Annotated in this window: 20 protein-coding genes; 11 read left to right on the forward strand and 9 right to left on the reverse strand. The window is 59.5% G+C overall.

The window, feature by feature from the left end:
* Window positions 1-177 precede the first annotated feature (177 nt).
* Together ACX80E_RS05550 and ACX80E_RS05555 are read left to right on the forward strand one after the other, a co-directional pair.
* On the forward strand, window positions 178-2076 hold the full coding sequence (locus tag ACX80E_RS05550; protein WP_459300912.1) for a hypothetical protein: 1899 nt from the start codon (window positions 178-180) through the stop codon (window positions 2074-2076).
* Window positions 2069-3082: a hypothetical protein gene (locus ACX80E_RS05555; protein WP_459300913.1), complete on the forward strand. Its 1014-nt coding sequence runs from the start codon at window positions 2069-2071 to the stop codon at window positions 3080-3082. The genes ACX80E_RS05550 and ACX80E_RS05555 overlap by 8 nt, the downstream gene beginning before the upstream one ends.
* 76 nt (window positions 3083-3158) lie before the next feature.
* On the opposite strand, the gene ACX80E_RS05560 is transcribed toward ACX80E_RS05555, so the two are convergent.
* Together ACX80E_RS05560 and ACX80E_RS05565 are read right to left on the reverse strand one after the other, a co-directional pair.
* The gene (locus ACX80E_RS05560; RefSeq protein WP_459300914.1) at window positions 3159-3422 is read right to left on the reverse strand and encodes a hypothetical protein; all 264 of its coding nucleotides are present in this window, start codon (window positions 3420-3422) and stop codon (window positions 3159-3161) included.
* On the reverse strand, window positions 3419-3607 hold the full coding sequence (locus ACX80E_RS05565) for a hypothetical protein (RefSeq protein WP_459300933.1): 189 nt from the start codon (window positions 3605-3607) through the stop codon (window positions 3419-3421). The genes ACX80E_RS05560 and ACX80E_RS05565 overlap by 4 nt, the downstream gene beginning before the upstream one ends.
* Between ACX80E_RS05565 and ACX80E_RS05570 the strand changes: the two genes are divergently transcribed.
* Window positions 3521-3709 (forward strand): hypothetical protein, encoded by a 189-nt coding sequence (locus ACX80E_RS05570; protein ID WP_459300935.1) that lies wholly within the window; start codon window positions 3521-3523, stop codon window positions 3707-3709. The two genes, ACX80E_RS05565 and ACX80E_RS05570, sit on opposite strands and share 87 nt — an antisense overlap.
* Before the next feature lie 379 nt (window positions 3710-4088).
* On the opposite strand, the gene ACX80E_RS05575 is transcribed toward ACX80E_RS05570, so the two are convergent.
* Window positions 4089-4553 carry a GatB/YqeY domain-containing protein gene (locus ACX80E_RS05575; protein ID WP_459300915.1) on the reverse strand — a complete coding sequence of 155 codons (465 nt, stop codon included), beginning with the start codon at window positions 4551-4553 and terminating at the stop codon, window positions 4089-4091.
* Between the two features lie 222 nt (window positions 4554-4775).
* Window positions 4776-5462: a Type 1 glutamine amidotransferase-like domain-containing protein gene (locus ACX80E_RS05580; protein WP_459300916.1), complete on the reverse strand. Its 687-nt coding sequence runs from the start codon at window positions 5460-5462 to the stop codon at window positions 4776-4778.
* Window positions 5463-5907: 445 nt separating this feature from the next.
* Here ACX80E_RS05580 and ACX80E_RS05585 point away from each other — a divergent pair, with 445 nt between their 5' ends.
* Window positions 5908-6093 carry a Tn3 family transposase gene (locus tag ACX80E_RS05585; protein ID WP_459300934.1) on the forward strand — a complete coding sequence of 62 codons (186 nt, stop codon included), beginning with the start codon at window positions 5908-5910 and terminating at the stop codon, window positions 6091-6093.
* Window positions 6094-6229: 136 nt separating this feature from the next.
* On the opposite strand, the gene ACX80E_RS05590 is transcribed toward ACX80E_RS05585, so the two are convergent.
* Both ACX80E_RS05590 and ACX80E_RS05595 read right to left on the reverse strand, forming a co-directional pair.
* On the reverse strand, window positions 6230-6853 hold the full coding sequence (locus tag ACX80E_RS05590; RefSeq protein WP_459300917.1) for an NAD(P)-dependent oxidoreductase: 624 nt from the start codon (window positions 6851-6853) through the stop codon (window positions 6230-6232).
* The gene (locus tag ACX80E_RS05595) at window positions 6850-7743 is read right to left on the reverse strand and encodes an NmrA family NAD(P)-binding protein (protein WP_459300918.1); all 894 of its coding nucleotides are present in this window, start codon (window positions 7741-7743) and stop codon (window positions 6850-6852) included. The genes ACX80E_RS05590 and ACX80E_RS05595 overlap by 4 nt, the downstream gene beginning before the upstream one ends.
* Window positions 7744-7929: 186 nt before the next feature.
* Between ACX80E_RS05595 and ACX80E_RS05600 the strand changes: the two genes are divergently transcribed.
* Window positions 7930-8175, forward strand: coding sequence for a DUF2283 domain-containing protein (locus tag ACX80E_RS05600; RefSeq protein WP_459300919.1), 246 nt, complete (start codon window positions 7930-7932; stop codon window positions 8173-8175).
* A 164-nt stretch (window positions 8176-8339) separates the two neighbouring features.
* Here the strand turns inward: ACX80E_RS05600 and ACX80E_RS05605 are convergent, their stop codons facing one another.
* Window positions 8340-9386: an NAD(P)-dependent alcohol dehydrogenase gene (locus ACX80E_RS05605; RefSeq protein WP_459300920.1), complete on the reverse strand. Its 1047-nt coding sequence runs from the start codon at window positions 9384-9386 to the stop codon at window positions 8340-8342.
* A gap of 97 nt (window positions 9387-9483) precedes the next feature.
* Between ACX80E_RS05605 and ACX80E_RS05610 the strand changes: the two genes are divergently transcribed.
* The gene (locus tag ACX80E_RS05610; protein WP_459300921.1) at window positions 9484-10161 is read left to right on the forward strand and encodes a TetR/AcrR family transcriptional regulator C-terminal domain-containing protein; all 678 of its coding nucleotides are present in this window, start codon (window positions 9484-9486) and stop codon (window positions 10159-10161) included.
* 269 nt (window positions 10162-10430) lie between these two features.
* Here ACX80E_RS05610 and ACX80E_RS05615 read toward each other — a convergent pair whose 3' ends face one another.
* Window positions 10431-10595 (reverse strand): hypothetical protein, encoded by a 165-nt coding sequence (locus ACX80E_RS05615; protein WP_459300922.1) that lies wholly within the window; start codon window positions 10593-10595, stop codon window positions 10431-10433.
* A 118-nt stretch (window positions 10596-10713) separates the two neighbouring features.
* Between ACX80E_RS05615 and ACX80E_RS05620 the strand changes: the two genes are divergently transcribed.
* The 4 genes from ACX80E_RS05620 to ACX80E_RS05635 all read left to right on the forward strand — a co-directional run bounded on the left by ACX80E_RS05620 (window position 10714) and on the right by ACX80E_RS05635 (window position 14359).
* Window positions 10714-11397: a YceI family protein gene (locus tag ACX80E_RS05620; protein ID WP_459300923.1), complete on the forward strand. Its 684-nt coding sequence runs from the start codon at window positions 10714-10716 to the stop codon at window positions 11395-11397.
* A 416-nt stretch (window positions 11398-11813) separates the two neighbouring features.
* Window positions 11814-12641, forward strand: coding sequence for a metal-dependent hydrolase (locus ACX80E_RS05625; RefSeq protein WP_459300924.1), 828 nt, complete (start codon window positions 11814-11816; stop codon window positions 12639-12641).
* Between the two features lie 149 nt (window positions 12642-12790).
* A complete protein-coding gene (locus ACX80E_RS05630) occupies window positions 12791-13405 on the forward strand; it encodes a phosphoribosylanthranilate isomerase (protein WP_459300925.1) in 615 nt (204 codons plus the stop codon).
* Window positions 13406-13522: 117 nt separating this feature from the next.
* Complete coding sequence (locus tag ACX80E_RS05635; RefSeq protein ID WP_459300926.1) at window positions 13523-14359, forward strand: PhzF family phenazine biosynthesis protein; 837 nt, start codon at window positions 13523-13525, stop codon at window positions 14357-14359.
* A 288-nt stretch (window positions 14360-14647) separates the two neighbouring features.
* Here ACX80E_RS05635 and ACX80E_RS05640 read toward each other — a convergent pair whose 3' ends face one another.
* Window positions 14648-15268 (reverse strand): recombinase family protein, encoded by a 621-nt coding sequence (locus ACX80E_RS05640; RefSeq protein ID WP_459300927.1) that lies wholly within the window; start codon window positions 15266-15268, stop codon window positions 14648-14650.
* Window positions 15269-15488: 220 nt separating this feature from the next.
* Here ACX80E_RS05640 and ACX80E_RS05645 point away from each other — a divergent pair, with 220 nt between their 5' ends.
* A complete protein-coding gene (locus tag ACX80E_RS05645) occupies window positions 15489-15779 on the forward strand; it encodes a hypothetical protein (protein WP_459300928.1) in 291 nt (96 codons plus the stop codon).
* Window positions 15780-16061: the final 282 nt, after the last annotated feature.

Raw genomic sequence — 16061 nt, forward strand, 5'->3', positions numbered from 1 at the left:
TTTCACGGCGGCCTGTTCTGAGACTTCCAGCCCGCCTCCTAGCTATGATCCTACGGAATACCCCGCAATTCTCCACATGATGGATTATTCTATGTGTGCCCTGGTGGGTGCCGCCAACGTCTCGGTGAATTGTTCCCAGCCTCTTCACAGACATCAGACAGAGGTTCATCATGAGGTATGGACAGCGATTCAGGCTCGAAGAGACCGGACCATGTGGTGATTCTTGTCCATGGCATGGGCAAGGCGCTCAAGGGTGGAACCTTGCAGGAGTGGGCACAGCCGTTGCTGAACAGCTTGAACGACATTGCCCTAGATGGGCGGGATCTGCTGCCCGAGGACTCCGAGTTTCGCAGGCTGCCGCCACTCATCATCGACTCGGCCGACGCCCTTGAAGAAACACCTAACACATGGATCAGGGTGCTTCGGGCAACTCCGAAAGACGCGAACGACTACGCCCGGATCGTCATCACGGAGGCATCGTGGGGTAAGGATTTTCGCCCAGCCACTGCCGGGGCCACCTACGCCTGGGCTTGGAAAAGCACCGTCATAGTCATCCGGCGCGTTGCCCGCCTGTTGTCATGGAACATCATGCCGCGGGCGTGGGCCGCGTATTTGGGCAAGTCATTATCGTGGATTCGGCCCGCATTGGCTCTTCTGCTCGTGATCCTGTTCTTTCCGCTGATCGCGCTAGGCCTGGTGGTGCTGGGACTTGTGCTGGTTTTGACGCCGATACCGGGCGTGGGGAGGCTGGTGGGTAGCTTCATATCCTTGTTCGCTGACTTTCTGGGCGATCCCGAAACATGGCAACGTAGGCCCCTGCAGGCCGCGGCCATGAGAGATACCGTCAGCAGAGCCATCTTGGCGTGCAAGGGTACTGCCGAGGACCCTTGGACTGACACTCAGGTGACAGTTTTGGCTCATAGTCAAGGTGCTGCCATCAGCGCCCAAGTCATTTTTCAGGGTGGCCTGGACGTAACGAACTTCATCTGTGTTGGCAATGGGCTGCCGCTTCTTGGCTACGCCAGATGGGGCGATGAAATTAGCCCTGATCTGCTAGGGCAAGTCCAGCAGGACCATTCACTTATCCAGAACGCAGCCGCCGCACAGGACCTGCCGGCGAGCCCTGTGAAGGATTGGTTGCGTCATCGGAACATGCCACGGTGGATCAACCTCTGGGCCAGGTTTGATTTTGTTCCGGCAGGCCCCGTGGGACCCACGGCTGGACGGGACAATGAGGCAACATTCAAGGAGCTGTACACAGGCGGCGATGGCAACAACTACGGCCCGGAAGAGCACCCCATCTACAACAGTTCCGCGTTGATCAAGGACCACATCGTGTACTCCAGAAACAGGGTCGAGGTCATTGACCCCGTGGCACAACTCATCTACCGCGATTGCGCGGCCGCACCCGCAGCCACCGCCATTCCGGTTCCGGGATCGGATGGGTTGTGGCTACCCCCGCTTGAAGAACAGGGCGCCGATGGTGATGCTCGCCTGCGAGCTCATCACAACTTGGTGAAAAGTCTCGGCATGACTAGGCTGCTGGCGTTCATTGCCGGAGCCGCGGTGAGTGGGCAACTGCTGCAATGGTTGAGCGCGTGGAGCTTCCCGGGCTACTTGGCCAAATGCTCAAAGATAGCGGCGGACGCCCCCTTCGTCATCTGGCCGTGTACCAGTGCCCCGGAATGGTCCAACCCCAACGATCTGTGGATCCTGTTTTTGATGGCTGCACTTATCGGATCTCTCCTTCTTCAAATGCTCAACGGGTGGATCTGGAATGCCCTTCACCGTCGGGTGGAACGTCGCAGAACAAAGAGTGACGTCCGGCTGACAGCTCCCGGCCACGGATACTTGGTGATCTACTTGCTCGCGGTGTTCCTTCTGACAGTGGCCATGCCCGTGACCATCACAGTTACGGGGATGGGGAACGGCCTGGCTGGCCCTCAGTTGGTATGGGTTGGCGCCTATGTGGCGTTGTTCGCCGTCCTGGTGGCACTGTCCTTGACAGGGCAGCCGCTGAAACCAATGCGCGCCCGCCTTCCCAAGGTCACGACAGTGGGGGCTGTAGGTGACTGACGACAGCGAGGTAACCATCATCATCGAGAACGGGTGGCCTCTACTGGTCATACTCTTCTTCCTAGTTTCCCTGATTTCACTTGGTATTCAAATACTGGAAAATGCTCGGCAACGCAGAAAACTTGCCATGGTGGCAGGCCCCAATCAGGAGGCACGGCAGAGGGGCCGGATGTTCTTCTACACAGTGCTGATCTTGGGTCTGCTGACACTCGTGGCCAACTACATCACGGGTATCACCTCCAGCATGGCCGCATCCCACATTGACGAGGTTACTGAGCCGATTGGCTTGTTTTCCCTGCCAGGGCTCGGGTTCACATTGCTGACACTGGTGCTGTATGCCACAGCCATACTTGTTGTTGCCGGGCTCTTCTTGAAGAACGAACGCATCGAGCTGCCCGAACTGCTGGCCGATCTCCATGATGCCCGCAAATTTGGTGCGTTGGACAGCCCCCGGCAGATTGCGCACTACACCGCCGAGCTGGATCAATTGTGTCAGGCACGGGAACAGGACCGGGCCAAACGGTTCACCTCCGGCGACTTTGCAACATACTTCACCTCCATGGAGCAGGATGACCGGCCCCGCCTGCGCCAGCAGTTGCGGTACCTCAGGAACCACCCGCAACACCGTGCGCGCACCAAGTACCTGCACCGCAGACTATTTTTCAACTACCGGTTGGCGGCAGGAAAGTGGCTGGTGCCGCTGGGTTTGCTGGCGGTGATGTCGTGTTTCTTTGCCATGCAGGAACTGGTGGCGGTCAGAGACGGGGGCCCGGATCGTGAATTGGCGATTACTTGGGCAATTGCTGGATTGCTGGCAATTGCAGCGTTTGCCAGCCAATACCGCTGCGACCTGGGCAAGGTTCTATTGAGATCCCGCAAGGACTTCATCTGGGATCAGACAGAAGCGCAGTGCCGCAGCATTCTCCACGAGGCCACCCGATTCGTCCCGGCGCCACAGCGTTCCAGCGACCACGGTCAGCAACGATCCAGTGGGAGCCGCTGCTGAGCGTAGGGCCCTGGCAGCTCTGGCGGCGCAAGGCAGGGCGCCACTCTGGCGGGAGCCCTGCGCCAGAGCTTGAGGGCTAGGGCTCCATGCCTGCTTGAACAGGGACAAACTCGACGGCGTTCCTGCGGTGGATGTTCTTTGCGTTGCGGTCAAATCCCTTGGCATCCATGTTGTTGTGGAGCCTGAAATCTGCCAGCGCCTGATCGTATAGTCCGTTCAGTCGCTGCCCGGTGTATTCACCTTCAGTGCCGTCGGCAAAAGTGATGCAGATGAGCGTTCTAGAGGGAAAATGCCGGCTCATGCGGATAAAGCCATCGGCGTCTTGTTTGAGTTTGATCATGAAGTTGGTTCCTCTTTGGCAGCACGCTTCATAGTCCATGAGAGCTCGCTAGTGTCCCCTGACTTTGCGCAGGGCTGGAAGTCAAGACTCTCATATAGTTGGCGAGCGACTGCATTGTCTGTGGTGACCGAGAATTCAAGGGTGGCACCTGCCGCATCCCCCGCCGTCCAGAGGTCGGACCTGATGTGCCGTCCAAGGCCCTCACCACTGACGGTGGGATCCATAGTCAACTCACCACCGCTGCCCCGGAGACGAGCCCCTTGCTGACGCTGAGCCTGCTCCTGTAACACCAGCAAGTGTTGGCGCAGAAACTCGCGCCCTAACGACACTGCCACGAAGGGGCCAAGAGCCATTGCCCGTCCTCAATCCGCCGCGAGCTGTACCGGATACTTTGATCATCGGCTACTGATCCCGTGAGGCATAGATGCCTTCCACGAAAATGATGAAGTTGATGACTAGGCCTGGCTGCGCGTTGTCAAAGGGGACGCTGTTGCCTAGGCAGGTTGCAAGCGTAAGGGTCGCCGTCTCGTGGCCGAACGTATCACCCTGAAACCGGTCGGTCGTTCCCTAGCGGTTGTTGCGTGGCAGACCAACTCGCCGCTGTGGTCGCCGCCTCAGGTACAGCCCTGGCGAGCCGTGTGGCTAGGACTCACTAGCCTTGGATCGTTACTGCAGGCGTTGGCGCACCATTTCAGAAATGGCTTTGCCGTCAAAGCGACCTGCGATCTCGGCTGTGATGGGCTTCATGGCAAGACCCATTTGTTTCATGGACAACTGGCCTTGTTCCACTTCAAGTCCACTGATGATCCGATCCACGATGCCAGCCGCCTCGTCGGCGCTCAGCGGCTGCGGCAGGTACGCCTCAATGACCTCTGCTTCGCTGATCTCCGCGGCCGCGCGCCCGGGCTCCCCCGCCTCGCTGTATATCTGTGCAGTGTCACGTCGTTTTGCGGCTTCCTTTTGCAGCAAGGTGGTTACCTGAACGTCGTCGAGCTCAATGGGTGTTTTGCCTGACTTTTCACGCGTCTCTATCTCACCCAAGACGTTGCGCACAGTGGTCAAAGCCAATTTGTTGCCAGCCTTCATATGGACAACGACGTCGGACTTCAGTTGTTGCTTCAACTTGGACATGAGCTTCCTTAAAGTTGTGGAATATGTGGTGACGATGCGGCCACCACAGTAATTATCCTCCCTGCGCTCACGGGACCGTGCACCGCCCCGGTTCTTCCTGCGACCCAAGCCCGGGAAGTTCCAAAGACGCTACAGGTAGGCAACCCCTAGTGGAGTTGGCTGCCCGTAGCATCCGAGGTTTCAGAGGTGTTGTTGGAAGTGAATTCCGGAACGGGCTATCTCTTAGAGAAGCGCAACTCGGCTGCCATCAACCACCAACGCTTGACCGTCCCGAAGCGCCCAATACGGCTTGCCCTCTTGGGCGTAGGCAGCCGCCACCCGGGTTAGGGCCTCGGTCTCCGGGTGCGCCGACGATCCAAGATGAGGGACGAAGGGTCGATCCAGGATGTTGAGGCCGTCAAACTCGACGGTTCCGTACACGGACGAGGCGTCCTCCGTTGGGTCGCACTCCTCCAGGCCCAACAGGCTCGGGGCGAGAACACAGCCCCCCGCGCTGAAACCGGCGTAGACCAGTGCGTCCCCTCTGAGACGATCCGCAATGAGCGTGTCGGCCCCCGATCTGGCCATAGCCGCCCGGAGTGTGAAGACGTTGCCGCCCCGAACCCAAAGGAAATCCGGTTGGCCAAACGTCGCATAAAGGCTCTCGGCGTCGTGTGCCCGAAGGTCGAGCTCTTGCGCTGTGAGCCCAAGGGCCGCGAGATTCTCAACCTGGCGTTCAGTCTCTCGGCGCCGCATCTCAGGACCAGCCCCGTCGAGGGCGTTCATGATGACCCACCCGAGTCCACTCCCCCGGACCAGTCGGGTGAACGCTTCAGGATGGTCACCCAGCTGGTACGAAGACAGGTAGAGGCGCATGGAGCCATTCTCCCAACTATCGTGCACAGTGTCATTCTCCCAAGCTGTCTGCACACCTTCTCCTGGCGTAGGGGGAACGGCTAGGGGCGTGATGTAAGCGCGGAAATGATGCTGGATTCGCCCACGAACGAGTCCGAAGTGACGTGCTTATGTCGGGTCGGTGACCGGATCTGCAACCAGATCTGAAACGCTATGTCTCATGATGAACTCTGCTGATTATGGCACTCTGAGCACCTGTCTCGACGAGCAGATTCTCCGCCGAGCGTATCCGGACGCAATGGGCCGACGTACCGCACGTCGTGGGGTTCCTACACAGCGGTTCGGTCGCCGGCTACGACCTGTCGAGAATGCTGGGCGGCGACGGCAACCCCACACCTCTCGGGACAGTGTTCGCCTCACTATGGGCGTGCAGCAAAGACCCTGCATCTTCTTGCCATGTATGACCTGGACGATGAGTGCTGCCGTTCGATACACGTTCAACGCACCGTCCAGGAATACCATCACCGCACGGCCCGGAAAATCTTCTTCGTCCAGCGCGGGGAACTCCGCCAATCGAAACCGCGAAGGCCAAGAGGACCAACTCGGCGCACTCGGGCTCGTTTTGAACGCGGTCATCCTGTGGAACACCCGCTACATAGACGCGGCCCTGACCGCTCTGCCAGAGCAGGGGGTATCCCGTAGATGACGTCGATGTGGCGAGGTACTTTCCGGCCGCTACGCGATCCAGCGAGCTCCACCGAGGATGAATGGCGGCGTCCACAATCGATCGATTCTGAGACGGTCCCGGAGCCCATCGTGCGGGATTGTGCAGTGACCGTATGTCAGCTGTCGGCGGCGAAGGGTGCTTGCTGCACGTATCGATCGGTGGTGGCGCAATCCAGCAGCAACACCGCAAGCGCTGAACGGTGCAGCACAGTCTTGCGGGGCGGGATGTGTGGGTCGGCGGTTGCCGGTATGCTGGTTTCGCCGTCGAGGAGGCGGGGGACCCGGACCAGCGTCCACGACAGGGCGCTGGCCTGCCATGCTAGGTATTCGCGTTCCCGGTCGGCCGATGATGCGCCGGCGCTGGTCCGTGCCAAGAATCCGATGAACCGGTCGCGGGGCCCTTTTTGGTCGCCAGGAACATCGAGCCCTCCGACGCTGACACCGACGAACCTCTTCACGCCCGTGGCTGTCATGGCCTTGACGCTGTTCGTGGCGAGCAGGGTGTGCAGATCTGAGGTGCGGCCTCGGGCGCCAATTGCCGAGATCACCGCGTCCGCTCCTTCGAAGACGCGACCGAGTGCGCTTAGGTCGCCGATATCACCTTCGACTGCGTTCACGTCCGAATGCCCCAGCACGCCGGGATTACGGGCAAGTGCGGTGACCTGGTGTCCGCGCGAGAGTGCTTCGGCCAGAACAAGGCTGCCAGTGCGACCGGTAGCTCCAAGAACCGCAATTTTCATGAGTTTTCCTTCGTCGTCGACGGTAAGGTCCAGATTTCGCGTTCCCGATGCGCGAACTCCGCGAAGTTGATCGGATCTCGGCCTAATACTTCATGCACGGTCTCGGTCAAGTCGTCGGCCAACCCAAGACGAGCTGTGGTGTAGATGGCGGCCGTCACCAACACCATGCCCCACGGCATTCCAAGGGTTCGGTGCGCGTGCCGGAGGTATCGGAGGATGCCCGGCCGGGCGTACCTGATGGAGCGGCCAAGTTCGCTGGTCAGTATTCGTGCGATCTGTTCATAGGTCAGGGTTTCGTTCCCGGTGACGGTCCAGGCGGTGTTGCGATGACCGGCGGGGCTCAGAAGCGCGGCGGCGGCGACGGCGCCGACGTCTTGACCATCAACAAACGCGGCTGCTCCCCGGCCGGCCGGAACCAGAAGCTCATCGCGGTCCCGGATATCGGACAAATGTGTGGTGGAGAGATTCTGGTGGAAAAAGGAAGCCCGCACAAAGGTCCAGTCAACGCCGGAAGTACGCAACCATGCTTCGATGGATGCGTGCGGGACGACTTTATTCTTCTCCGCACCCTGCAGGGAAAGAAACACCACCTGCTCGACGCCCTGAGCTCGGGCATATTCAAGGGCGGGAACAATTTGTTTCTTCGGCTTACCCAACTGCGGTGGGCGCAACAGAAACATCCGCTTGACCCCATCAAATGCCCCGGACCAAGTTATCTCATCGGTGAAGTCCAAAGCGACCGCCTCAACCCGCTCCCCAAACATTCCCCTGACAGAATCCACTGTGCGCCCCGCGGCCCGAACCCACTGTCCGGCGTCCAACAACTGCTCGACCACGACCCGGCCGATATTGCCTGTGGCCCCGGTCACCAGAATCACTTCGCCAGCCATCAGAACTCCTTCATTCGCTATTTCTGAGGGTACCAAGCCCGTACCCAGGCAGCTAGCGATCACTAAGGGCATGTTACGTCCGGTTGATCGCACCCACCCAAAAACGACTGGTCCTGAGACGGTCCCGGGACCCGGCGACGCGCCAATCAAAAATCGTCCACAACCCATCTCACGGCAAAGTAAGGGATGGCAGTGCAGATTAGCCACGACTCTCAGGCGGACGCGGCCTATATCCGGATCGGTGGGCCCATCGCTGCCAGTCAAGCGACCCAGCAGCTCCATTCGATTCAAGCGCCCGGAGGGAACGGGGAACTAATTCTCGACTTTGACGATGACGGATTCCTGCTGGGGGTTGAGGTGCTGTTCGCATCCGCAGTTCTCTCCCCCGATGTTCTTGCCGCAGCGCAGAGGCTTGATGGCGGATATGCCTGAGTCAAACGAATCCTAGGGGACGTGGCGCAACATCCTCAACCTCGCGTTAGCCCAGTTTGTCGTAGTGCATTTCCCGGCGGCCAGCCTGCACACCAAGCAGCCCTCGTGTGAATCTCGGCCAACCCCCGCTCCCATCACCAAGACTCGAGGTTCCAAGAGCCGCACTACTGCTTTGGCGCCAAGACCCTGATGGCGATCTTGCCGCGGGCCTTGCCATCCGCCAGGTGCCTCATGGCCTCGGCCGCCTGCTCCAACGGGTAGACGGTATCCAGACACGGCGCTACCGCACCAGATTCAATCAGCTCAGTTAGTTTCTGCAGATCAATGACGCGCTGCCTGGAAATGAACATGATGAGCCGTTGGGGAACGAACGGCGATAGCAGCGCGGCCCGGAGCTGCTTGCTGATACCGGTGACGGTCTCGCCCTGTTCGCCGCCGCCAACTACTAAGATTCCCTTGCCCTTGAGGACGTGCCGCATCCGGCGCACGGGCGTGTTGCCGGCGAAGTCCAGAATCACGTCATACCGTTCCGCGGAAGTGCTGAAGTCAGTTGTGGTGTAGTCGATGACGTGATCTGCCCCGAGCGACTTGACCAGGTCCGCTTTGGCGGCGCTGCACACACCCGTCACCTCAGCACCAATGGCCTTGGCTAGTTGCACGGCGAAGCTGCCCACTCCCCCGGAGGCGCCCGTGATCAGCACCTTCTGCCCGGCACTGAGGTGGCCGGCGTCAGACACGGCCTGCAACGCTGTCCCGCCCGAGATCGGCACGACTGCCGCTTGTTCAAAACTGAGACTGGGCGGCTTGGTTGCCAACTGATTTTCCTTGACGGCCGCGTATTCGGCGAACGATCCCTTGCCGAAACCGAACACCTCCGCGCCAATCTCGAAGCGGGTCACCGCCGCTCCCGTAGCGACCACGGTCCCGGCAAGGTCTATGCCCGAAACGGGATTCTTGGGCCCGCGGAAACCAAACCCCAAACGCAATAGGTATGGCCGCCCGGTCATCAGGTGCCAGGTTCCACGGTCAAGACCAGCAGCGTGAACCTGCACCAGTACCTCGTCGTCCGCCAGTGTGGGGCGTGGAATCTGCGCCACGTGCAAAACGTCTGCGTCGCCATATTTTTCCTGGACGACGGCGTTCATGAGCTTCCCTGCTTGGCCGGCCGTCACGCTTGCGTCAGTCGCTTGCTTTGCTGCTTCGTTGAACATGAGAGCATCCTTCACTGTGGTGGTCCCGAATGGCCAGTTACCTTACTTAGTAAGAAAGCGTATCTTACATTGTAAGGTAATGCGATAGGCTGGCATCATGTCAGTGGAAGAAAGTGCCGAAATTCCCCAGGCTCGCGTGCCGTTGAGCCGCGCCCGGGTACTGCAGTGCGCCGTGGAGATTGCCGACCGTCGGGGCATCGCGGCCGTGACCATGCGCTCCATCGCAGCGAAGTTGGGCGTGAAGCCCATGTCCCTCTACTACTACGTGGCCAATAAGGGTGCGCTCCTTGACGGTCTGATTGACATTGTTTTCAGTGAGGTTGAGCTGCCCTCCAGCACAGAAAAATGGGATACAGCTATGCGGACGCGCGCCGCCTCGGTCCGCCGTGCCCTGGGCCGTCATCCGTGGGCCATTGGCCTGCTGGAGTCGCGCATGGCACCGGGACTTGCCACCTTGCGCCACCACAACGCCACCCTGGGAGTCCTGCGCCACGCCGGATTTTCTGTCGCGCTCAGTGCTCATGCCTACGCCTTGCTGGACAGCTATATTTACGGCTTCGCGCTGCAGGAGAATTCTCTACCCTTCACAGGTGAGGGCAATGACGTGGCAGAGATTGCGGCCCCCATGGTGGAGCAATTCTCCAGTGGCGAGTTCCCGCATCTGGTGGAGGTGGCCACGGAGCATGTCTTGAAACCCGGCTATAACTTTGGCGACGAATTCGAGATTGGCCTGACTCTGATCCTTGAAGGATTGGCCCGATGGTTGCCCCGCTAGCGGTGGTGTCACCGGCCCTCAGAGGGTGAGTTGCGCCGTCGTACGGGTTAGCGAGGGGAACGGCTCCGGCGGCGCGTTTGGATCCGGCGGCCCCGTGGGATCTGGAGGGAAGCTGGGATCCGGGGAGAAGGGCGGCGGGAAGGGCGTTGTGGGATCCGGGGGCCGTGACGGATCGGGGGCAATGGGTGGCCTGCCGGGATCTGGAATGGACACCCGCACTATCGACTGAGCTGTCATGGCAACGTCAACCCTTTCCTTGTAGCTGTTTCTTAGGACCCTGTCACGCGGGGTTCAATGTCCGGATCGGTGGTGGTTTCCTCTTCCAGAAGCTCGGGTGCGGGAACTATGAGACCAATGAATTCCTCCAGCGAGGAAGCGCCCTCGCCGTGAGTGGAGTCGTCGCCGGACTGATCGTGTGCTGGTTTTCTACTCATCTTTTGACCCTACGCTTATCACCTACATTCGTGAACCCCTGTCGAGGCGGGCACGACGGCGGGACCCGATCAGGCGCGCTGTTCAAAGCGGAGATCCGTGTCCATCAAAGGGAAGGCCATGCGCAAAAAGTTGATCGTCTTGGGGATTGCACTGTTGGTGCTTGTTGCCGGGGTGTGGGGCGGCAGCGCCATTTACGCCACGCTCGAGAACAGCAATGCGCCCGACCAACTTGCCCTGTCGACCCCCACCAGCACGAGTACGGCCAGGGTCACCGGCACCTCGCCGGCAGCAAGTATTGCCGGGACGTGGAGCGTTAGTGATACTTCGCGGGCCGGCTACCGAGTCAAGGAAGTCTTGAATGGCCAGGACGTCACGGTTGTGGGTAGGACCAACGACGTCGAGGGCCAGGTAACCATCGACGGAACCAGCTTGAGCGCCGCGCAAATTACTGTCTCCATGACCAGCGTTGCCACGGACAACAGTAGGCGAGATGGACAATTCCTGAGCATCCTCAAGACAGCCGAATTCCCCACCTCAACCTTCACCCTGACCGAACCCGTAGACATTGCAGCGGTCAACGACGGCGTGACCTCCGTGCAGGCGACAGGTGATCTGACGGTGGCCGGCGTGACCAAATCAGTGACCGTCAGCCTCGAGGCACAAACCACTGCCGCTGGGGTGGAGGTTCAAGGCTCCATCCCAATCTCCTTCTCTGACTTCGGCATTGCCGCCCCCGATCTGGGGTTTGTCAAGGTTGAGGGCACTGGATCGGTTGAAATGCTGCTCCAGCTCAGCAAATAACACTGGACTATTCGCCAGCAAATGCTAGTCCGCGCTGCGCCAACTCCTCACTCAGTATTCGGATCGATTTGGGCCCCACCCCATGGAGCTGCAACAGCTCGGCGCGTGGATCGCTCATGGATTTCCTCCTATATTTCGCTGGTGACACCCATTCTTGCGCAGTGACAGTCATCCGAGCGTTTCTGCTGGCACGTCCTACCTGATTCATCACCGGCTTTGCTGCCTCCCGTGCCAAGTTGGTGGTACTGCCCGACCCGATGGTTGCGAACATGACCTGGTAGGTGGCTTGGATATGAGCCTGCCCACAGATCGTTTCCACCCGGCGTCGCGCATGGGCGGATGTCAGTGGCTGCGCCTAGGCTTGAACCAGCAGGTTTTGTCCACGTATTGCGGGATCAGAACAAAAGAACCCGAGTATGCAAGGACGTACCCTCATGATGGGAGCCCATCACGCTGCCAGCGGCGCCGCCGTTTGGTTGGCGCTGACCACACAATTCAGTGTGGGTCTGGGTGCTGTGCACCAAATCCTGCCAGTTGTACCCGAACACGTCGCCGTTGGCATGGGCCTGCTTGATCTCACCCCGACGGCAGTGGTTGCCGGGGCGCTGGTAACTGCCGGGGCGGCACTCGTGCCCGATGCAGACCATCGCCACGCCACCATTGCCCATTCCCTGCCGCCACTGTCCAATGTCCTGTGCATCCAGATTGGCAAGATGTCGGGCGGGCACCGCCATGGCACACATTCCATTCTGGGCTTGGCCTTCTTTGTGGTTATCGCCTGGCTTGCAGGGATGTGGACCGTTGACGTGGCACAGTTTGGCACCATCTTCCCGGGAGCGGGGATCTTGGCCGTGCTGTTAGCGTCCTTCGCCGCGAAATCGTTGAAGTTCATCCCCGACACCATGCGAAAGTTTCCGTGGGTGGTAGGGCTGACCGTTGGCGTATTTGTTACCCTCTTTGCCCCGCAGGAACCCTACTGGTTCCCACTGGCCATGGCCATGGGCGTGAGTATCCACATTGTTGGGGACATGCTGACCACCGGCGGCTGCAATCTCTTGTGGCCCTTTCGGATCAGGCCACCGCGGATGCTGCGCAAGATACCGCTGGTGAAAAACATGTGGCGACCCAGCGGAAACGTTGCCATACCCCTTTTGGGCAATGCCGGCTCGGTGCGGGAATGGTTGGTTCTGGTCCCTGTCAGCGGCTACGTCGTCTGGGCCATCGCCGACGCTGTGTTCTCCTAGCACCTTAGGCGCCGTCCCCCGTTGCCACACACGAGCGTGACCGTATGTGGGACCGCTCGTTGAGTGATCTGCTGTTAATATGAAAAGGACGGCCCCATAAAGCTGATGGCGGCACACACGAAGCAAAGACGTCAGGACCGAAGCAAAAAATGTACATCAAGATCTGCGGCTTGCAGACTGCCGAGACAGTTGCCGCCGCCGTCGAATCTGGCGCCAACGCCGTGGGATTCGTTTTCGCGCCCGGCAGCCCCAGGACAATTACCGCGGCACTGGCAGCTGACTTGGTGCGCCGCGTGCCCAACGCCATTGAAACCGTGGGTGTATTCCGCAACCAGCCACTGGAAGAGGTTGTGAAAACGTCCCGCGACGCGCGGCTGACAACTGTGCAGCTACACGGTGTTGAGTCCTGGGAGGATGTGGTTCGCCTGCGTCAAGAAGGCTTTAGAACCCTGCGAGCATTCTCCGTGGCCACCTACAACGCCTTGGACTCCGCAGCGCAACTGGCGTGGGCGTCCGATCGACTCTTGCTCGACGCCGTCGAACCCGGTGCCGGCGTGACCTTTGACAGCAGCGAACTGGCTCAGGGGACGCCCACGGGATTCTGGCTCTTAGCTGGCGGGCTCAACCCCAACAATGTCGCGGCACTGGCCCAGGCGTTGCGCCCGAACGGCGTGGACGTCTCCAGCGGGGTGGAAATCAGCCGCGGTGTGAAAGACTCAGCACTGATTCGTGACTTCATCCGGGCAGCCCGCAGCGTCAACTAGGGGTGGCTTGTGAAAAAGTGGAACACCCGACGCCAAGGTTCACAAGAGCGTCGTAGCCCCCGTTCGCCCGTTATATGGGACTAGGGCACCGCGGAGGGAGCCTGTTACAGTGGCGCCATGAAAACACTCCGATACAGTGCAGTCGATGTCTTCTCCCATGAGGCATATCGGGGCAATGCGCTGGCTGTCGTTCATGATGCTGACGGCCTGAGCGCCGAAGACATGCAGCGGTTCGCCAACTGGACCAACCTGTCGGAGACGACGTTTCTCCTTACACCAAGCAGTACGCAGGCTGACTATCGGGTGAGGATCTTCTCCGCTAAGGAAGAACTGCCTTTTGCGGGCCATCCAACACTTGGTTCCGCCAAGGCGTGGCTGGATGCCGGTGGATCAACAAGGCCCGGAGGGATGGTCATCCAGGAATGTGCAGCAGGACTAATCACGGTCCGTGTAGCAGATGGTGAAATCGCCTTTGAGGCACCACCTCTAACTCGCTACGGCCCAGTTGAAGAGTCACTCATACACAGAATAGCAACGATCTTGGGGATTTCCCGGGACAAAATTATCGATGCGTCGTGGCTGGTTAGTGGTCCCAAGTGGATTGGCGTCCGGCTTTCCTCGGCACAGGAAGTTTTGGCCCTGCACCCCGACCCGGGAAAAGCCGGAGATCATGAAATCGGCGTTGTAGGTCCATACGAGTCCAAGGGGGAAACGCAGTTCGAGGTGCGTGCCTTCGTCGGAGGAGACCCCGTGTGGGAAGACGCCGTAACAGGTAGCCTCAACGCCGGCCTTGCGCGATGGATGATCGACACAGCTGCGGCCACGCCACCGTACACGGCAGCTCAGGGAACAGTTCTGGGACGCCAGGGTCGAGTGCAGATAAGTCTCCACAACGGGACCATCTGGGTTGGTGGGCATGTGACGAGCTGCATTGAGGGAACCGTCCGTCTCTAACCGGTCATGCCCGAGGCCTCAACGGCAACGATGGCTCGCGAGGCTGTGCCGGGACCTTCGTCCCACGCGTGGACGCCGCCTCGCCAAAGCCAAGACCACCGGCACAGTCAACGTGAAAGGTTCCAGTTGATGGCGTATTGGGGTCTGAGGAGGATCGGTACGGAAATTCACATTTAGGGTGTGTCGATGCTGATTCTGGCTTTGAACGCTGGAACTGTCCGCCGGGATCCGTGGGATCGCGGACGGCGCCGCCGATGCTTATTCTGGCTTCGTGTTGGGTGGGCTCCGTCAGAAGTCGACGGCACATTTCTCAGGAGCGTAGTGGTTCGGCTGCCCGCGTTGTCCGCGTTCAACGGCCCGGTAGATGGTGGATCGGCTGATGGAGAATAGTTCGGCCATTTCGGTCATGGTGTATTTCCCTGCATCGTGCAGTTCCAGGAGATGGGCTTCTTGTTTCACGCTGAGTTTTGGCTGTTTTCCCCGGAGTCGGCCGTTAGCCTTAGCGACCTTCATTCCTTCGCGGGTGCGCATGCTGATGAGGTCGGCTTCGAACTCGGCGATCATCGCCAGGACGTTGAATAGCAGTTTGCCCATGGGGTCGGTGGGGTCATGGACGGAACCACCAATGCTGAGTTTGATTTCGCGGCTGGCAAGGTCGCCGGCTATTTCGTGGGCGTCCCGGACGGACCGGGCCAGACGATCGAGTTTGGTAACGACGAAGGTATCTCCGGCCCGGCATGCGGCGAGGGCTTCGCGAAGTCCTGCGCGATTCTTGTTCCTGCCGGTAAAGCCATGATCAACATAGACGCGTTCGGGTTCAACGCCGAGGGATGACAGGGCATCACGCTGGGCGGTGAGGTCTTGCTCTTCCGTGGACACGCGTGCGAAACCGACCATGATCTTAGACATGTAGATCAGTGTGTCACTTAGGGATCCTTCACCGGACAGTTCACCGTACACCCTATACGGACACTTCATAGGTCACCATTAGCAAAGCAGCAGGTCAGCGGCGGGCGTGTCCGGTGGAGGACCGGCTTACGGGACACTTCGGTGGCGTCCATACGGGACGCCCCTTTCGGGACTCACTTCCCTGCTATCCAAATTCTTGCTGGCGTTCTAGGGTGGGGACATGGTGGATTGGGAAGCAGCCAGCCGACAAAGCGACTTGAGATTGTGGCGAGCCATGTTCTGGATTCACATCTTACTTTTGGCGCTCGGAATCGTTAGCCTGTATCTCGTTATTTTTTGGGTCCGAGGGCAATCCCAATCTGTGGGCACTTATGCCGGGAATAGCCATAGTGGTCATGGTGGCAATCTTGTTGCCCAACTCATACAAGAAGTGGCAATCAAGCAAATAAGTCAGAAACTCCGTACGATCTGCGAAGGCATGACCATGGACAAATGTTTTCCTGCGGCCTAGGCGCCGGTCGGTCAGGGTTCCTTTCTGGCATACGACCAACAGTGACAACTCAGGAGTGACGCACAGGCTGTGGGAGACATTTCTAATCAGAGCCGCTGCTACATTCTGAGCCAAGTAGTGCCCCGTAGAGTGGTGTAACACCCGGCGGTGACCGGTAGCCCTGAAAAGGGGGCGGTCACCGTGGGTCCTTCGAGGAAAATTCTCACATCCCACTCGAAAGGACATCTCACGATGACCGCTCCTCATATTGTCGACCCTGCAGGCGTACTTACTGAAGTTCTG

It is taken from the genome of Arthrobacter sp. TMN-49, assembly GCF_054511095.1.